We start from the raw sequence: 13,313 nt of genomic DNA on the forward strand, positions 1-13,313 counted from the left end.
CGGGCGACCGAGTTTTTCGTCAACGAGTCAGGTGCCTTTGAAACCGGGCTCGAACTCACCGGCTCGCTCCGGCGCCTCCGATTCGCCGCGCGCCTCAGCGAAGGGCTTCGGTGAAGGGCCTCAGTGAAGGGCTTCGGTGAAGGGCGGCAATATCTTGAACGCGCACCCCGATCGTCCACGGATTCCACGTCCATTCTTTTAAAGGGCTGGGGCGCGACCTTCCGAGAGGTGTCCGGAGGGGTGCGCGGGGGGATGTCCGGAGGGATGCCGGGAGGGATGTGTGGAGGGATGCCGGGAGGGATGTGTGGAGAACGGCAGGGCGGGGGAGCCGGACGAAGGGTGCAGGGCGGTCGATCGTCGGCGGTGCCGTACAGCTCGTGGGCACGCACGTTCCCCCACCTGCACGGTGGGACACCGGTCGGCAAGTCACCCCGAGGTAAGAGTCCCCATGCCTCGATTCCGCGCGTGCGGTGCCCGGACCTCACCGCGACGGTGAAACGTTCGCTCCGGAAGAAGAACTCTTCACCCAACCTGTGTATGCGGCCATTTCTATGAAGTTCTCCATGGTTAGCTACTAGCCGTTTCACGCGAGAGGCGGGAATCGGTGACTGAGACACCACTATGGCGCCCGGGTGCGGTCCCGGCGGAGACAAGCAGTTTCGTGGGACGGCAGCGTGAATGCGATGAAGTCCGGGAACTGCTGCTGCGGTCGAGAGCCGTCACGCTCACCGGTCTCCCCGGCGTGGGAAAAACCCGGATCGCCCTCAAGGTCGCGGGGGACGCGCGGAGCTCCTACCCCGACGGCGTGTGGGTCGTCGACCTGTCCGCCGAACGCGACGGCGACCTGGTGCCCCACGCCGTCGCGGGCGTCCTCGGACTGCGCGAGCAGTCCACGCGGCCGCAGACCGAGGTGCTCGCAGAGTTCACCAAGGACAAGGACATGCTGCTCGTGCTCGACACCTGCGAGCACCTGCTCGGCGCCTGCAGGCAACTGATCAACCGGCTCCTCGCCGAGTGCCCCCGCGTGCGGGTCATCGCCACAAGCCGTCAACCCGTGGGCGTGGCGGGCGAACAGGTGATGGCCGTCGAACCGCTTCCCGTCCCCGAACCCGGTGACACCGACCCCGCGAGCCACGACGCGGTCGTCCTTTTCGCCGAACGGGCACGCGCGCTCATGCCCGATACCGCGCCCGACCCCAACATGGTCGCCCGCCTGTGCCGCCTCCTGGACGGGATCCCCCTGGCCGTCGAACTGGCCGTGTGCCACCTCCGCGCCCTGACCGTCGAGCAGATCGCCGAACGGCTCGACGACAGGTTCGCACTTCTCGCCGGCGGCCGCCGTACGCCACTGGGGCGGCACCGGACGCTGCGGACCGCGGTCGGGTGGAGCCATGAGCTGTGTACGCCGGACGAGCGACTGCTGTGGGCGCGCCTGACGGTGTTCGCGGGGTCCTTCGACGTCGAAACGGCCACCGCGATCTGCGGCGACGAATGGGTCGACGAGGTGAGCGGCCTGATCCGCCGCCTCGTCGACAAGTCGCTGCTCATCAGCGAGGGCGGGCGCTACCGCATGCACGGCGCCGTCCGCGACTACGGGCGCGAATGGCTGCGCAGGCTCGGCGAAGAGGACATGATGGTCCGCCGCCACAGCCTGCACTACCTCACGCTCGTACGGCGTGCCGCCGCCGAATGGTACGGCCCTGACCAGCTCGCCTGGGCGGCCTGGGCCCGGGCCGAACTCCCCGACCTGCGCCTCGCCCTCGGCCGCAGCCGAACCGAAGACACCGGCCTGGAACTCGCGGGACTCCTGTGGTTCGCCTGGGTGTCCTTAGGTGAGCTCCGCGAGGGGCGCCACCACCTGGACCGCGCGATCGGGCCGCACACCGAACCCCGGCCCGCCCATACACGGGCGCTGTGGGTACGGAGCTGGATCGCCGACGCCCAAGACGACCTCGACCTGCGCGGACAGGCGGAAGAGGCGCTGGTCGTCGCCATGGAGCAGGACGACCACCTGGCCGCGGGATACGCGGCGCGCACCGTCGCGGTCTTCGCCCTCCGCGCCGGGGAGTTCGACAGGGCCGCCGCGGCCCTCGCGCGCTCGTCCGAGCTCTTCGACCGCGCCGGCCGGCCCGCCGTCGGGCCGGCCGTCACCGAGGCCACCCAGGCGATGCTGTTCAACGCGCAGGGGCGCTACGAGGAGGCGGCAGCCGTACTCCAGAAGCAGTGGGCCCGCTGCGCCGAACGCGGAGAGCTGTGGGCGCGGGCATACGGCGACCGGGTGAGGTCCCAGGCCGAGCTCGGGCGGGGGGAGATCGGCGCGGCGGAGGCGCACGCCCGCGCCGCGCTGGACACGGCGTGGCGCTTCGGCGACGTCGCGGCGAGCGCGACGGTGTTGGAGCAGCTCGCCGCCACCGCGGCGGCGGGCGGCGACGGAGGGGCCGCCGGCCACCTGCTCGGCGCCGCGCGGCGCATGCGGACGACGTTCGGGCTGCCGCGGGACGGGGTGCCCGGGTGCGCAGGGCTGAGGGACGACACCGAGCGCCGCGCCCGGGAGCTCGTCGGGGACGCGGTTTTCGAGGAGGAGCTCTCCCGTGGTCTGACCGTGCCGCCGGACACGGCGGTGGCGGGCGTCCGCGGGGGAGCACCGTTGCGCGACACCGTCGACCAGCGGCCTTTCACCCCCAAGGCTTGAAACACCGCCCTGATCAGTGACGTGCTCTGATCACTGACGTGCGTCGATCACTGACGTGCGTCGATCACTGACGTGCTCTGAGCACTCGCGTCTCGTCGTGCGGGTCGGGTGCGGCCAGCCAGGCGTCCACACCCGCCAGCAGCTCCTTGCGCACCCCCTCGGGCGCGGCCGACGACCTGATCGACTGCCGGGCCAGTTCGGCCAGCTCGGCGTCGCTGAACCCGAACTCCTCACGGGCCAACTCGTATTGCGCGAGCAGCCGCGACCCGAACAGCAGCGGATCGTCGGCCCCGAGCGCGATCGGCACCCCCGCGTCGAACATGGCGCGCAGCGGTACGGCGGAAGCGTGCTCGGCCACCCCCAGCCCCACGTTGGACATGGGGCACACCTCACAGGTGACCTGGCGGTCGGCCAGCCGGTCGAGCAGCCGCGGGGACTCCGCCGCGCGCACCCCGTGGCCGACCCGGTCCGCGGCGAGGTCGTCCACGCACTCGCCCACGCTCACCGGCCCTGACAGCTCGCCGCCGTGCGGAACCGACAGCAAGCCGGCGCGGCGCGCGATGCGGAACGCGCCGTCGAAGTCGCGCGCCCGCCCTCGCCTCTCGTCGTTGGAAAGGCCGAACCCCACCACGCCCCGATCTGCGTACTGCGCCGCGAGCCGGGCCAAGGTCTTCGCGTCCAGGGAGTGGCGTGTGCGGTTGGCCGCCACGATCAGCGCGATGCCGACGCCTGTGGCCTGCGACGCTCGATCGACAGCGTCGAGGACCAGTTCGAGGGTGGGGGTCAGGCCGCCGAACCTCGCGGCGTATCCCGACGGGTCGACCTGGATCTCCAGCCATCTGGAGCCCTCCGTCGCCTCGTCTTCGGCGGTCTCGCGCACCAGGCGGTAAACGTCATCCGGGGTGCGCAGCACCGAGCGGGCCGTGTCGTAGAGCCGCTGGAAACGGAACCATCCCCGCTCGTCGGTGGCCCGCAGTTTCGGTGGCCAGTCTCCGACGAGCGCCTCCGGGAGATGCACGCCCTGCTCGGCGGCGAGCTCAAGCAGCGTCTCGTGACGCATTGATCCGGTGAAGTGCAGGTGGAGGTGGGCTTTCGGCAGCTCGGCGAGGGGACGTGGCATTTCCATATCCTGCCGTATCTCGCGCGCTTCCCGCCGGGATCTTCCCTCATCCCCGGAAGCGTCCTCGGACTCGTTTCCCCGGCTCATCCGCTCGGGCTCATCCGCTCGGGCGTGGTTCTCCGGTGTGGTCGTCCGGTGTGGTCGCCCGGGGCGGTTCTCCGGTCGGCTCGCGGGCGGGAAAGGCGAACGGCCCGGCGGGTGGCGCTGGGCGCCTCCTGCCGGGCCGTCGTCGATGCCCATTGGTCCGCTTGGTCCGCTGGGCGTCCGCTGAGGGTCAGCGGGCCTGCGAGAGCAGCTTGGAGATGCGGGTGACGCCCTCGACGAGGTCATCGTCGCCCAGAGCATAGGAAAGGCGGACGTATCCGGGAGTGCCGAACGCCTCGCCCGGGACGACCGCGACCTCGGCCTGCTCCAGGATCACCTCGGCGAGCTCGGCGGAGGTCTGCGGGCGCGTGCCGCCGATCTCCTTGCCGAGCACGGCCTTGACCGACGGGTAGACGTAGAACGCGCCGAGCGGCTCCGGGCAGACCACGCCGGGGATCTCATTGAGCATCCGGACCATGATCTGGCGGCGGCGGTCGAATGCCTCGCGCATCTCCGCCACGGCGGAGAGATCGCCCGTCACGGCCGCGAGCGCCGCGGCCTGGGCCACGTTCGAGACGTTGGACGTGGAGTGCGACTGGAGGTTGGTCACGGCCTTGACCACGTCGGCGGGGCCGATCAGCCAGCCCACCCGCCAACCGGTCATGGCGTAGGTCTTGGCGACGCCGTTCAGGATGACGACCCGGTCGGCGAGCTCGGGCACCGCCGTGGCGATGGAGGTGAACTTCGCGTCGCCGTAGACCAAGTGCTCGTAGATCTCGTCGGTCACGACCCACAGGTCGTGCTCGGCCGCCCAGCGGCCGATCTCGATCGTCTGCTCGGCGGAGTAGACCGCGCCGGTGGGGTTGGACGGCGAGACGAAGAGCAGGACCTTGGTGCGCTCGGTGCGCGCCGCCTCAAGCTGCTCGACCGAGGCGAGGTAGCCCGTCGTCTCATCGGTCACCACGTCGACCTGGACCCCGCCGGCAAGCTTGATCGCCTCGGGGTAGGTCGTCCAGTACGGCGCGACCACGAGAACCTCGTCACCCGGGTCGAGCAGGGCCGCGAAAGCCTCGTAGACGGCCTGCTTGCCGCCGTTGGTCACGACGATGCGTGAGGCGTCCACCTCGTAGCCGGAGTCGCGCAGGGTCTTCTCCGCGATGGCCTGCTTGAGCTCCGGCAGGCCTGCGGCCTGCGTGTACTTGTGGAACCTGGGCGTACGGCACGCCTCGACGGCGGCCTCGACGATGTAGCCGGGGGTCGGGAAGTCGGGCTCGCCCGCGCCGAAGCCGATGACCGGCCGTCCGGCGGCCTTCATCGCCTTGGCCTTGGCGTCCACGGCCAACGTGGCCGACTCGGAGATGGATGAAATGCGCGCTGAGACGCGGCGTCGCGTGGTCATGGTTCCCATCGTTTCAGACGTGGCGAACGGGTGTCCGCCCGATATCGGCATGTGGGCGGTGGCGCCGCCGTACATCCCCGGAGGGGAAGGCGTTCGGGGGCGCAAGACCCCCACCTGGGCGATCATCCCGGATAGCGGCTCTGGTTCGACGCGGGGGGCAATCCTGCGTACACTCCTGCTTGGTTCTGCTGACGCCTGTCGGCAGAGCCGTGGTGTGCCACCGACATTCTTCCGGCTCGTCGGGGTATGGTGGTTCACAACCTAGGGCACTAGCGCAATTGGTAGCGCACCGGTCTCCAAAACCGGCGGTTGGGGGTTCGAGTCCCTCGTGCCCTGCGGAGTGCGGTCCGCGCATCAAGGGCGTGTCAGCGCGCCGCATGTTGCGATGGACACGACAGAGCAGGTGAGGACTGTGGCGATCGACACGCGCGGCGAAACCGCAGACAAGCCAGGCAGGCCGAGCGGAGAGAAGAAGCGTACTTCTCCCGCCCTTTTCTATCGGCAGGTTGTCGCGGAGCTGCGCAAGGTCATTTGGCCCACGCGCAAGAATCTCATTAATTACACCATTGTTGTCCTGGTCTTCGTTTTGATCATGGTGGCTATCGTGTCCGGGCTCGACGCCCTTCTCACTGAGGGTGTGCTGGCGGTCTTCGGCGGAAGCTGAGCCGAATGAGCGGCGGCCCCGCCCAGCCGGGAGCCACCAGTCCGACCGACGTTAGAGAGAAAGAGCCACCGTGTCCGAGTCCCCGCTTTCCTCCGGTGATTCCCGCAAAGAGTGGGAAGGTAAGCCGGAAGAGGCCACCGACGCCGTCTTGGCCGCCGAGGAGTCCGCCGGCGACGACGCGCCCGCCGATGGCACCGACGAGAGCGGTGCCGCAGGCGAGGACGCCGCCGCCGAGGCTGCTTCCGTTGACGAAGACGGTGACATCGTCCCAGACGTCGACCCCGTGCAGGAGTTCCGCGCCCAACTCGTCGGCCTGGAGGGCGAGTGGTACGTGATCCACTCCTACGCGGGTTACGAGAACCGCGTGAAGTCCAACATCGAGAGCCGCACCGGTTCGCTCAACATGGAGGAGTTCATCTTCCAGGTCGAGGTGCCGACCCACACGGTGCTTGAGACCAAGAGCGGCAAGAAGACCCCGGTCAAGGAGCGTGTGCTGCCGGGTTATGTGCTCGTCCGCATGGACCTCACCGACGAGTCGTGGGCCGCGGTGCGCAACACGCCGGGCGTGACGGGATTCGTCGGCCTGTCCAACAAGCCGAGCCCGCTGAGCCTCGACGAGGTCGCCAAGCTTCTCGCGCCCGAGCCGACCGAGGAGGCCAAGAAGGTCTCCGCCAAGGCGGCCTCCGCCACGGTCGACTTCGAGATCGGCGAGTCGGTCACCGTCATGGACGGCCCGTTCGCCACCCTGCCCGCGACGGTCAGTGAGATCAGTCCCGAGTCCCAGAAGCTCAAGGTGCTCGTGTCGATCTTCGGCCGCGAGACCCCGGTCGAGCTCTCGTTCAACCAGGTCTCCAAGATCTGAGGTTCCGAGACGCGCTGGATCATCCGGCGCGTCTCGGCCTTCCAGCATGCGTCACCCGCGGCCGTCCCACCCTCGCCCGTGAGGGCGGGGGCTTACGTCGTCGGCCCTCCCAGCAGGGGGTTCGGGCGGTTGAGGCCCCGGTGCTCGCATAGACTGGCCAGTCGTCCCGTGAGCGTGGGAGCAGTTCACCGCGCCTACGGGGGTTTTGTAGGACAAAGGACCCGGAGAAGGATAAATGCCTCCGAAGAGGAAAGTCGCCGCGCTGGTCAAGGTTCAGCTTCCCGCCGGCCAGGCCACGCCCGCCCCGCCGGTCGGTACCGCGCTCGGCCCCCACGGCGTCAACATCATGGACTTCGTGAAGCAGTACAACGCTGCCACGGAGGCTCAGCGGGGCAACATCATCCCCGTTGAGATCACCATCTACGAAGACCGCAGCTTCACCTTCATCACCAAGACGCCGCCGGCGCCTGAGCTGATCAAGAAGGCCGCGGGTCTCGACAAGGGTTCCGCCAACCCGCTTCGCGACAAGGTGGGCAAGCTGACCAAGGACCAGCTCCGCCAGATCGCCGAGACCAAGCTGCAGGACCTCAACGCCAACGACATCGAGGCCGCCGAGAAGATCATCGCCGGCACCGCCCGTTCCATGGGCATCACGGTCGCCGACTAGTCGACTCGACGTTCGTTTCGAAGATTCCAGAAGAACGAGCCCCCGCATCCACGGACATCCCGGTGATATCGGATGATCCTCGATGAGAAGGCTCAGTGGGGTGGGCCAGGCGCTGGCCCTCGAACCACGGACTCCGCGAAGGAGAGAGCAAGTGAAGCGCAGCAAGGGCTACCGCAACGCATCGGCCCAGGTGGACCGCGACCGTCTCCACACGCCTGTCGAGGCGGCCAAACTGGCCAAGGAGACCTCGGTCACCAAGTTCGACGCCACCGTCGAAGTGGCTCTGCGCCTGGGTGTCGACCCGCGCAAGGCCGACCAGATCGTCCGCGGCACCGTCAACCTCCCGCACGGCACCGGTAAGACCGCCCGGGTCCTGGTCTTCGCGACCGGCGACCGTGCCGAGGAGGCCCGCCAGGCCGGCGCCGACATCGTCGGCGCCGACGAGCTGATCGACGAGATCAGCAAGGGCAACCGCCTGTCGGAGTTCGACGCGGTCGTCGCGACCCCCGAGCTCATGGGCAAGGTCGGCCGCCTCGGTCGAGTCCTCGGTCCCCGCGGCCTCATGCCGAACCCCAAGTCCGGCACCGTCACGCCCGACGTGGCCAAGGCCGTCACCGACATCAAGGGCGGAAAGATCGAGTTCCGTGTCGACCGGCACGCGAACCTCCACTTCGTCATCGGCAAGGTCTCCTTCCCCGAGCGCCAGCTCCTGGAGAACTACTCCGCAGCCCTCGACGAGGTTCTCCGTCTCAAGCCGTCCGCCGCCAAGGGCCGCTACCTCAAGAAGGTCACCTTCTCGACCAGCATGGGCCCCGGCATCCCGGTCGACCCCAGCGTGACGCGTGGCGTGACCTCCGAGCTCGACGCCTGACAGCCGCCCGGAGCCGCCTCTGCGGCTCTGAGCGCGCTTCTGAGCCCCTGCCGTACGGCAGGGGCTCTTCTTATGCGATGCCGTACGGCGAGAGCCTGGTCCGCCCTTCCGTGCCTGCGAGTGGCCGACTCCCGGGACCGGGGGTCCTGGGCCTCCACCAAATGGCCATTTTTCCGGGCAGCCAATCCTCCCTTTGGTGGACGCGGATCGCCCGGCCGGTGCGTAGGGTCGAGGCTAAGTGAACGGGGACACGAAGGGACTAACACCGATGCGCCGGACAACGCTTGCGATCGCCGCCCTGGGATCGGCCGCTCTTCTGGCGGTCACCGGGTGCGGATCGAACAGCGTGCAGTCTCTGGGCAACATCCAACTGAGCGCTGCGGAAGCCGTTGCCGCGAGCGCAGAGAAGGTTCAAGAGGTCACGTCCTACACCGTCGACGGCGTCGCCAACTTCAATGGAGGCGATAGCGAGACGGGCAAGGTTCAGGGCCGCATGATCTACCAGGGCAAGCCCCAGCTCGCGGTGGACATCAACGTGGACAGCGCGTCGTTCGGCAGCCAGAGCCTGCCCGGAGGGGCGCGGGCGATCCTTCTCGGCGACACGGTCTACGTGAAGCTGGACATCCTTCAGAAGGTCGCGGGTGCCACCAAGCCGTGGATCAAGGTGCCGCTGTCCGAGGCCGACAAGGAGGGCGTCGACACCGGACAGCTCCTCGGCCAGGTGCAGCAGTTCGACCTCGCCAACGCGACCAAGATGCTGTCGACCTCCAAGGACGTGAAGGCGGTCGGCACCGAGACCGTGGGAGGCGTGGAGACCACCCACTACAGCGGCACCTTCCCGGTCGACGCGGCGGTCGCCCAGCTGCCCGCCGAGGCCAAGGAGCGCGCCACGCGGAACTTCGCGGAGCTCAAGAACGTCAAGTTCGACCTTTGGGCCGACGCCCAGAGCCTGCCTCGCAAGATCACCCTGAGTGGTGGCGACGAGCATGGCAAGGCCGACCTCGCGCTCGAGTTCAAGGGCTTCAACGAGCCCGCAGACATCAGCGCTCCTCCCGCCGACCAGGTGGGCGAGTTCCCCAAGGAAGCGCTCGGCCGCGCTGCCCACAACTGAACCTGAATCGATGACCGACCGCGGGCCAGGCGGTCGGCATGCCGTGCCCGGCGATCTCGATCGAGATCGCCGGGCACGCCCATGTTCACAGGGCCACGTTCACCGGGTTCTCGGGCACAGGGTTCTCGGGCCAAGGGGCGGTCGGTGCGGTCTGCGGGAATGTGGCTTGGGACGGTTTGCTCTCGGGGGCGGGGGAGGGTAGCCTGTCCGTGCCGAAGACCGCCGGTCGTCGTCGAGTGCCCTTATGCCTTGACGGCCGAAGAGTTCACGTGAGTGGACGGCCAGCGCAGGTTGTGATTCGAGTTTCCATGTGGTGGATGCGGCCCTGGGCCGCCGTCCTCGCGTGAGAGCCCCGTGCGCCTGCGCCGGGGCTTGTTTGTTTTCCTCTGTCCTTCGCCGGCGGCACATCTGGAAGGAGGCCCATGGCGAGGGCGGACAAGACGACGGCGGTCGCCGAGCTCAAGGAGCAGTTCTCGACCTCTCAAGCCGCTGTCCTGACCGAGTACCGCGGTCTCACCGTCGCGCAGCTCAAAGAGCTCCGCGTCTCTCTCGGTGGGAATGCGAAGTTCGCCGTGGCGAAGAACACGCTGACCAAGCTCGCGGCCCGTGAGGCCGGGGTGGCCGTGCAGGAGGACCTCCTGCAGGGCCCGACCGCCATCGCCTTTGTGAAGGGCGACGTGGTCGAGGTGGCCAAGGGTCTGCGTGACTTCTCCAAGGCCAATCCCCTTCTGGTGATCAAGGGTGGCGTCGTCGACGGCAAGTCGATGACCCCGGCCGAGATCACCAAGCTTGCCGACCTCGAGTCGCGCGAGGTTCTCCTCGCCAAGCTGGCCGGGGCGATGAAGGCGAAGCTCGGCCACGCGGCCGCCGTCTTCAACGCGCTGCCCACCAACATGGCTCAGCTCGCCGAGGCGCTTCGCGCCAAGCGCGCGGAGTCCGGCGAGTAGATCCCAGGGGATTCACCCGCACACCGCGGTTCTCGTTCCCAAGTTTTTCAAGACCCACATGGAGGAACCACCATGGCGAAGCTCAGCAACGACGAGCTGCTCGACGCTTTCAAGGAGATGACCCTCCTTGAGCTCTCCGACTTCGTGAAGCTGTTCGAGGACACCTTCGACGTCAAGGCCGCCGCGCCCGTGGCCGTGGCCGCCGCCCCCGCCGCCGGCGGTGCCGGTGAGGCCGCCGCCGAGGCCGAGGAGCAGGACGAGTTCGACGTCATCCTCGAGGCCGCCGGCGACAAGAAGATCCAGGTCATCAAGGAGGTCCGCGCCCTCACGAGCCTCGGCCTGAAGGAGGCCAAGGACCTCGTCGACGGCGCTCCGAAGCCGCTCCTCGAGAAGGTCAACAAGGAGGCCGCTGAGAAGGCCAAGGCCGCCCTTGAGGGCGCCGGCGCCACCGTCACCGTCAAGTGACCTCAAGCCACCTTGTTTGACCGGGCCGGTTCGCCGGTCCGCAGCACGCCTCGAAACGGGGCGGATCCACCTAGGTGCCGGGTGGATCCGCCCCGTTTCGCATGTCCGGACTCCGGCGGCCTCCCTGCTGCTCTTCTGTGCTTTCGCGGCATGGGGGATCTTCGGTTGCGGGGACAGAGGTCCGTGTCGTCCCGCAGGCGGGGTGCGGGGGTGTTCGGCTCGGAGGCCGGTGCCGTACGCGTGGGGGACGGGAGAGGGCGGACCCCCGGCGGGAGCCCGGCGCGTTCGATCGGGACAATTGGAAAATCGTGTTATTCAACGGAAATAGAGGATTTGTAGAGATCTGTGGTCGCTTTTAGTCCTTGTGGGTGATTTTGGGGAGTACGGGGATAGGTTCGACCTGGGTGAGTCATGTGAACGGGGCAGTCGTTGGTGGCGTGGTACGGGGGGAAATGGCCTGCCGTCGGGAAAGGCGGCTGTGCCGATGAAGGCAGCGGGTTATGATCCGGCGACTGGCGGGCCGAGTGACCCCGAAGGGCGGTGGCGCGTGCGCAAGAGGCCGTGTTCGACCGGCTACGGGAGGGACGGGGGCGCATGGCGGTGAGATCGGGCGGTTCTCCCCAGCCGATCGAGGCGGCGGCGGAGTTGATCTATGCTTTTGAGGACACCTTGCCCTCCGGCGGGCATATCCGTATCAACCCAATTCCGCGGAGCTTCAGCCTGATGAGGCCGTACCTGGGGTTGATATGAGGAGCGGCCGGGTCGGACTGGTCATCCTGGCGGCCCTGGGCACTCTGATCGTCGTGCTGGCCCTGCTGGCGGTATGGCTGTGGTGGCGGCTCTCGGACGCGCAGGAGGCCGCGGACACCCGTGCGGGAGCGCTGCGCGCGGCGGGGCTTCATGCCGTGAATATGCTGTCCGTCAGCCATACGAGCGTGGATGACGATATCAAGCGTGCACTCGGCAGTTCGACGGGGAAGGCAAGGGAAGAATTCGCCCAAAGTTCGGCGTCGCTCAGAAAGACAACTCTCGACAACAAGGTCCGTCAGGACGGGGTGCTCCGCGCGACGGGGCTGGTCAGCAGCGACGGCCGCACGGCGACCGTGCTGGTCGTCGCCGACTCGCTGGTGAGCAGGGAGGGCTCCAAGGCCGCTCCTGAGACGCGTTACTTCAGGTGGAGCGTGGAAGTGACCAAGGTCGGGGAGTCGTGGCTGGTGTCCGACATGGTGCCTGTGTCATGAGCGGGGAGTGGGAGCCGGGGCGCGGCGGTGCCGTACGATCTTCGCCGGTCGCGACCTGGGTCGTCGCGCTGCTCGCCGCTGTGGCGCTCGCGCTCGGGGCCGCCGTCGGAGTGATGTGGATGGACCTCGGAAGGCTGCAGGCCACGGAGACGCTCGGGCGGGAGGCGCTGGCGGCGGCGCGCATGGTGGCTCCCGACATGCTGTCCTACGACTACCGCACGATCGAGCAGGACATGAGTCGGGCGCAGGGTCAGACCACAGGAGATCTCACGCGGCATTACCGCGAACTCGCCCAGACGCTGGTGCCGAGGGCTAAAAGCCAGCAGGCCGCCCAGCAGGCGACGGTGTCAGGGGCGGCTGTGGAGCGGGTTGAGGGCGACCGGGTGGACGTGTTGTTGTTCATGAACATCGAGGTGACCAAGACTCCCGAAGGGGAGAAGGAACCACGTCATGAGTTCATGCGTAATCGTGCACGGTTCGTAATGGTGAAAAGTGGATCACGTTGGCTCGTCGCGGTCGTGTCGACGCTCCTAGGCACGGCCTGACCTGCGGTTACTTAATTGTTAGCAAAGTGTGTGTTTGGACATCCTGGGCTCTTGGGTAGTTCTGCCACAGCAGTGTCGATCGTTGGCAAGGGTTCGACCCTCCGCACGACTGGGCGTTAGCCGCTTCAACTCGCGGGTATCGTCTTGGACTCGGTGGCGCTTTCAGGCCGTGCGAGGGGGAATTCCCAGCGTGTCGGTTGTAGCTGGTTGAAATGTCGGCTCTCGGGCTTGACGTTTCGGGCTGGACGGGCGATGCTGCGACCAACGTGGAGCATGCAGCGAGAGTTGAGTGGACAGGTGTATGCCGTTCGGCTACACTGCCCCTTTGCGCTGCCCTTTGACGACCCGCTTCTCAGAGTAACTGTTGCGTTGTCGTCTGGCGTGCGTGTAGTCAGTCCGCCGCGAGCCCTCGGAAGGACATCTGTTGGCAGCCTCGCGCATCGCCTCCGCCGTACCCGCCGGTCCCCGTCGCGTCTCCTTCGCACGGATCCAGGAACCGCTTGAAGTTCCGGACCTCCTCGCCCTGCAGACCCAGTCGTTCGACTGGCTCCTCGGCAACGAGAAGTGGAAGGGCCGGGTCGAGGCGGCTCGCCAGGCCGGGCGCAAGGACGTTCCGACCCAGTCAGGTCTCGAAGAGATCTTCGA

General features: G+C 67.9%; 13 protein-coding genes and 1 tRNA gene. 12 read left to right on the forward strand and 2 right to left on the reverse strand.

Annotation, left to right across the window (positions count from 1 at the left end; translation table 11 throughout):
• Nucleotides 1-661: 661 nt before the first annotated feature.
• Nucleotides 662-2,692 carry an ATP-binding protein gene (locus tag BLQ73_RS27315; RefSeq protein WP_093174896.1) on the forward strand — a complete coding sequence of 677 codons (2,031 nt, stop codon included), beginning with the start codon at nucleotides 662-664 and terminating at the stop codon, nucleotides 2,690-2,692.
• 64 nt (nucleotides 2,693-2,756) lie between these two features.
• On the opposite strand, the gene BLQ73_RS27320 is transcribed toward BLQ73_RS27315, so the two are convergent.
• On the reverse strand, nucleotides 2,757-3,812 hold the full coding sequence (locus BLQ73_RS27320) for an adenosine deaminase (protein WP_093174899.1): 1,056 nt from the start codon (nucleotides 3,810-3,812) through the stop codon (nucleotides 2,757-2,759).
• Nucleotides 3,813-4,086: 274 nt separating this feature from the next.
• Nucleotides 4,087-5,304, reverse strand: a complete 1,218-nt coding sequence (locus BLQ73_RS27325; RefSeq protein WP_176955713.1) for a pyridoxal phosphate-dependent aminotransferase — start codon at nucleotides 5,302-5,304, stop codon at nucleotides 4,087-4,089.
• Nucleotides 5,305-5,558: 254 nt separating this feature from the next.
• On the opposite strand from BLQ73_RS27325, the gene BLQ73_RS27330 reads away from it, so the two are divergent.
• The 11 genes from BLQ73_RS27330 to BLQ73_RS27385 form a co-directional block, all read left to right on the forward strand.
• A tRNA-Trp gene (locus BLQ73_RS27330) sits at nucleotides 5,559-5,631 on the forward strand.
• Between the two features lie 76 nt (nucleotides 5,632-5,707).
• Complete coding sequence (secE, locus tag BLQ73_RS27335; protein WP_093174934.1) at nucleotides 5,708-5,959, forward strand: preprotein translocase subunit SecE; 252 nt, start codon at nucleotides 5,708-5,710, stop codon at nucleotides 5,957-5,959.
• A 70-nt stretch (nucleotides 5,960-6,029) separates the two neighbouring features.
• On the forward strand, nucleotides 6,030-6,821 hold the full coding sequence (nusG, locus tag BLQ73_RS27340) for a transcription termination/antitermination protein NusG (protein WP_093174904.1): 792 nt from the start codon (nucleotides 6,030-6,032) through the stop codon (nucleotides 6,819-6,821).
• Nucleotides 6,822-7,056: 235 nt separating this feature from the next.
• Nucleotides 7,057-7,488, forward strand: coding sequence for a 50S ribosomal protein L11 (rplK, locus tag BLQ73_RS27345; protein WP_093174907.1), 432 nt, complete (start codon nucleotides 7,057-7,059; stop codon nucleotides 7,486-7,488).
• 151 nt (nucleotides 7,489-7,639) lie between these two features.
• Nucleotides 7,640-8,359: a 50S ribosomal protein L1 gene (rplA, locus tag BLQ73_RS27350; protein WP_218126036.1), complete on the forward strand. Its 720-nt coding sequence runs from the start codon at nucleotides 7,640-7,642 to the stop codon at nucleotides 8,357-8,359.
• Between the two features lie 268 nt (nucleotides 8,360-8,627).
• A complete protein-coding gene (locus BLQ73_RS27355; protein WP_093174912.1) occupies nucleotides 8,628-9,470 on the forward strand; it encodes an SCO4651 family lipoprotein in 843 nt (280 codons plus the stop codon).
• A gap of 422 nt (nucleotides 9,471-9,892) precedes the next feature.
• The gene (rplJ, locus tag BLQ73_RS27360; RefSeq protein WP_093174914.1) at nucleotides 9,893-10,417 is read left to right on the forward strand and encodes a 50S ribosomal protein L10; all 525 of its coding nucleotides are present in this window, start codon (nucleotides 9,893-9,895) and stop codon (nucleotides 10,415-10,417) included.
• Nucleotides 10,418-10,489: 72 nt separating this feature from the next.
• A complete protein-coding gene (rplL, locus tag BLQ73_RS27365) occupies nucleotides 10,490-10,882 on the forward strand; it encodes a 50S ribosomal protein L7/L12 (RefSeq protein WP_093174917.1) in 393 nt (130 codons plus the stop codon).
• 746 nt (nucleotides 10,883-11,628) lie between these two features.
• Nucleotides 11,629-12,123 carry a hypothetical protein gene (locus BLQ73_RS27375; RefSeq protein ID WP_093174922.1) on the forward strand — a complete coding sequence of 165 codons (495 nt, stop codon included), beginning with the start codon at nucleotides 11,629-11,631 and terminating at the stop codon, nucleotides 12,121-12,123.
• Nucleotides 12,120-12,668, forward strand: coding sequence for a hypothetical protein (locus BLQ73_RS27380; RefSeq protein WP_093174924.1), 549 nt, complete (start codon nucleotides 12,120-12,122; stop codon nucleotides 12,666-12,668). The genes BLQ73_RS27375 and BLQ73_RS27380 overlap by 4 nt, the downstream gene beginning before the upstream one ends.
• Nucleotides 12,669-13,092: 424 nt before the next feature.
• Nucleotides 13,093-13,313: hypothetical protein (locus BLQ73_RS27385; RefSeq protein ID WP_143020468.1), on the forward strand; the 221-nt coding region annotated here is incomplete at its 3' end.

Source organism: Sinosporangium album (genome assembly GCF_900100605.1).
Classification (GTDB): Bacteria; Actinomycetota; Actinomycetes; order Streptosporangiales; family Streptosporangiaceae; genus Sinosporangium; species Sinosporangium album.

Coding starts and splice junctions, on each gene's coding strand:
- BLQ73_RS27380 (WP_093174924.1), top strand. CDS start 12,120: ATGAGCGGGGAGTGGGAGCCGGGGCGCGGCGGTGCCGTACGATCTTCG.
- BLQ73_RS27325 (WP_176955713.1), bottom strand. CDS start 5,304: ATGGGAACCATGACCACGCGACGCCGCGTCTCAGCGCGCATTTCATCC.
- rplL (WP_093174917.1), top strand. CDS start 10,490: ATGGCGAAGCTCAGCAACGACGAGCTGCTCGACGCTTTCAAGGAGATG.
- BLQ73_RS27375 (WP_093174922.1), top strand. CDS start 11,629: ATGAGGAGCGGCCGGGTCGGACTGGTCATCCTGGCGGCCCTGGGCACT.
- BLQ73_RS27320 (WP_093174899.1), bottom strand. CDS start 3,812: ATGCCACGTCCCCTCGCCGAGCTGCCGAAAGCCCACCTCCACCTGCAC.
- rplK (WP_093174907.1), top strand. CDS start 7,057: ATGCCTCCGAAGAGGAAAGTCGCCGCGCTGGTCAAGGTTCAGCTTCCC.
- rplJ (WP_093174914.1), top strand. CDS start 9,893: ATGGCGAGGGCGGACAAGACGACGGCGGTCGCCGAGCTCAAGGAGCAG.
- BLQ73_RS27355 (WP_093174912.1), top strand. CDS start 8,628: ATGCGCCGGACAACGCTTGCGATCGCCGCCCTGGGATCGGCCGCTCTT.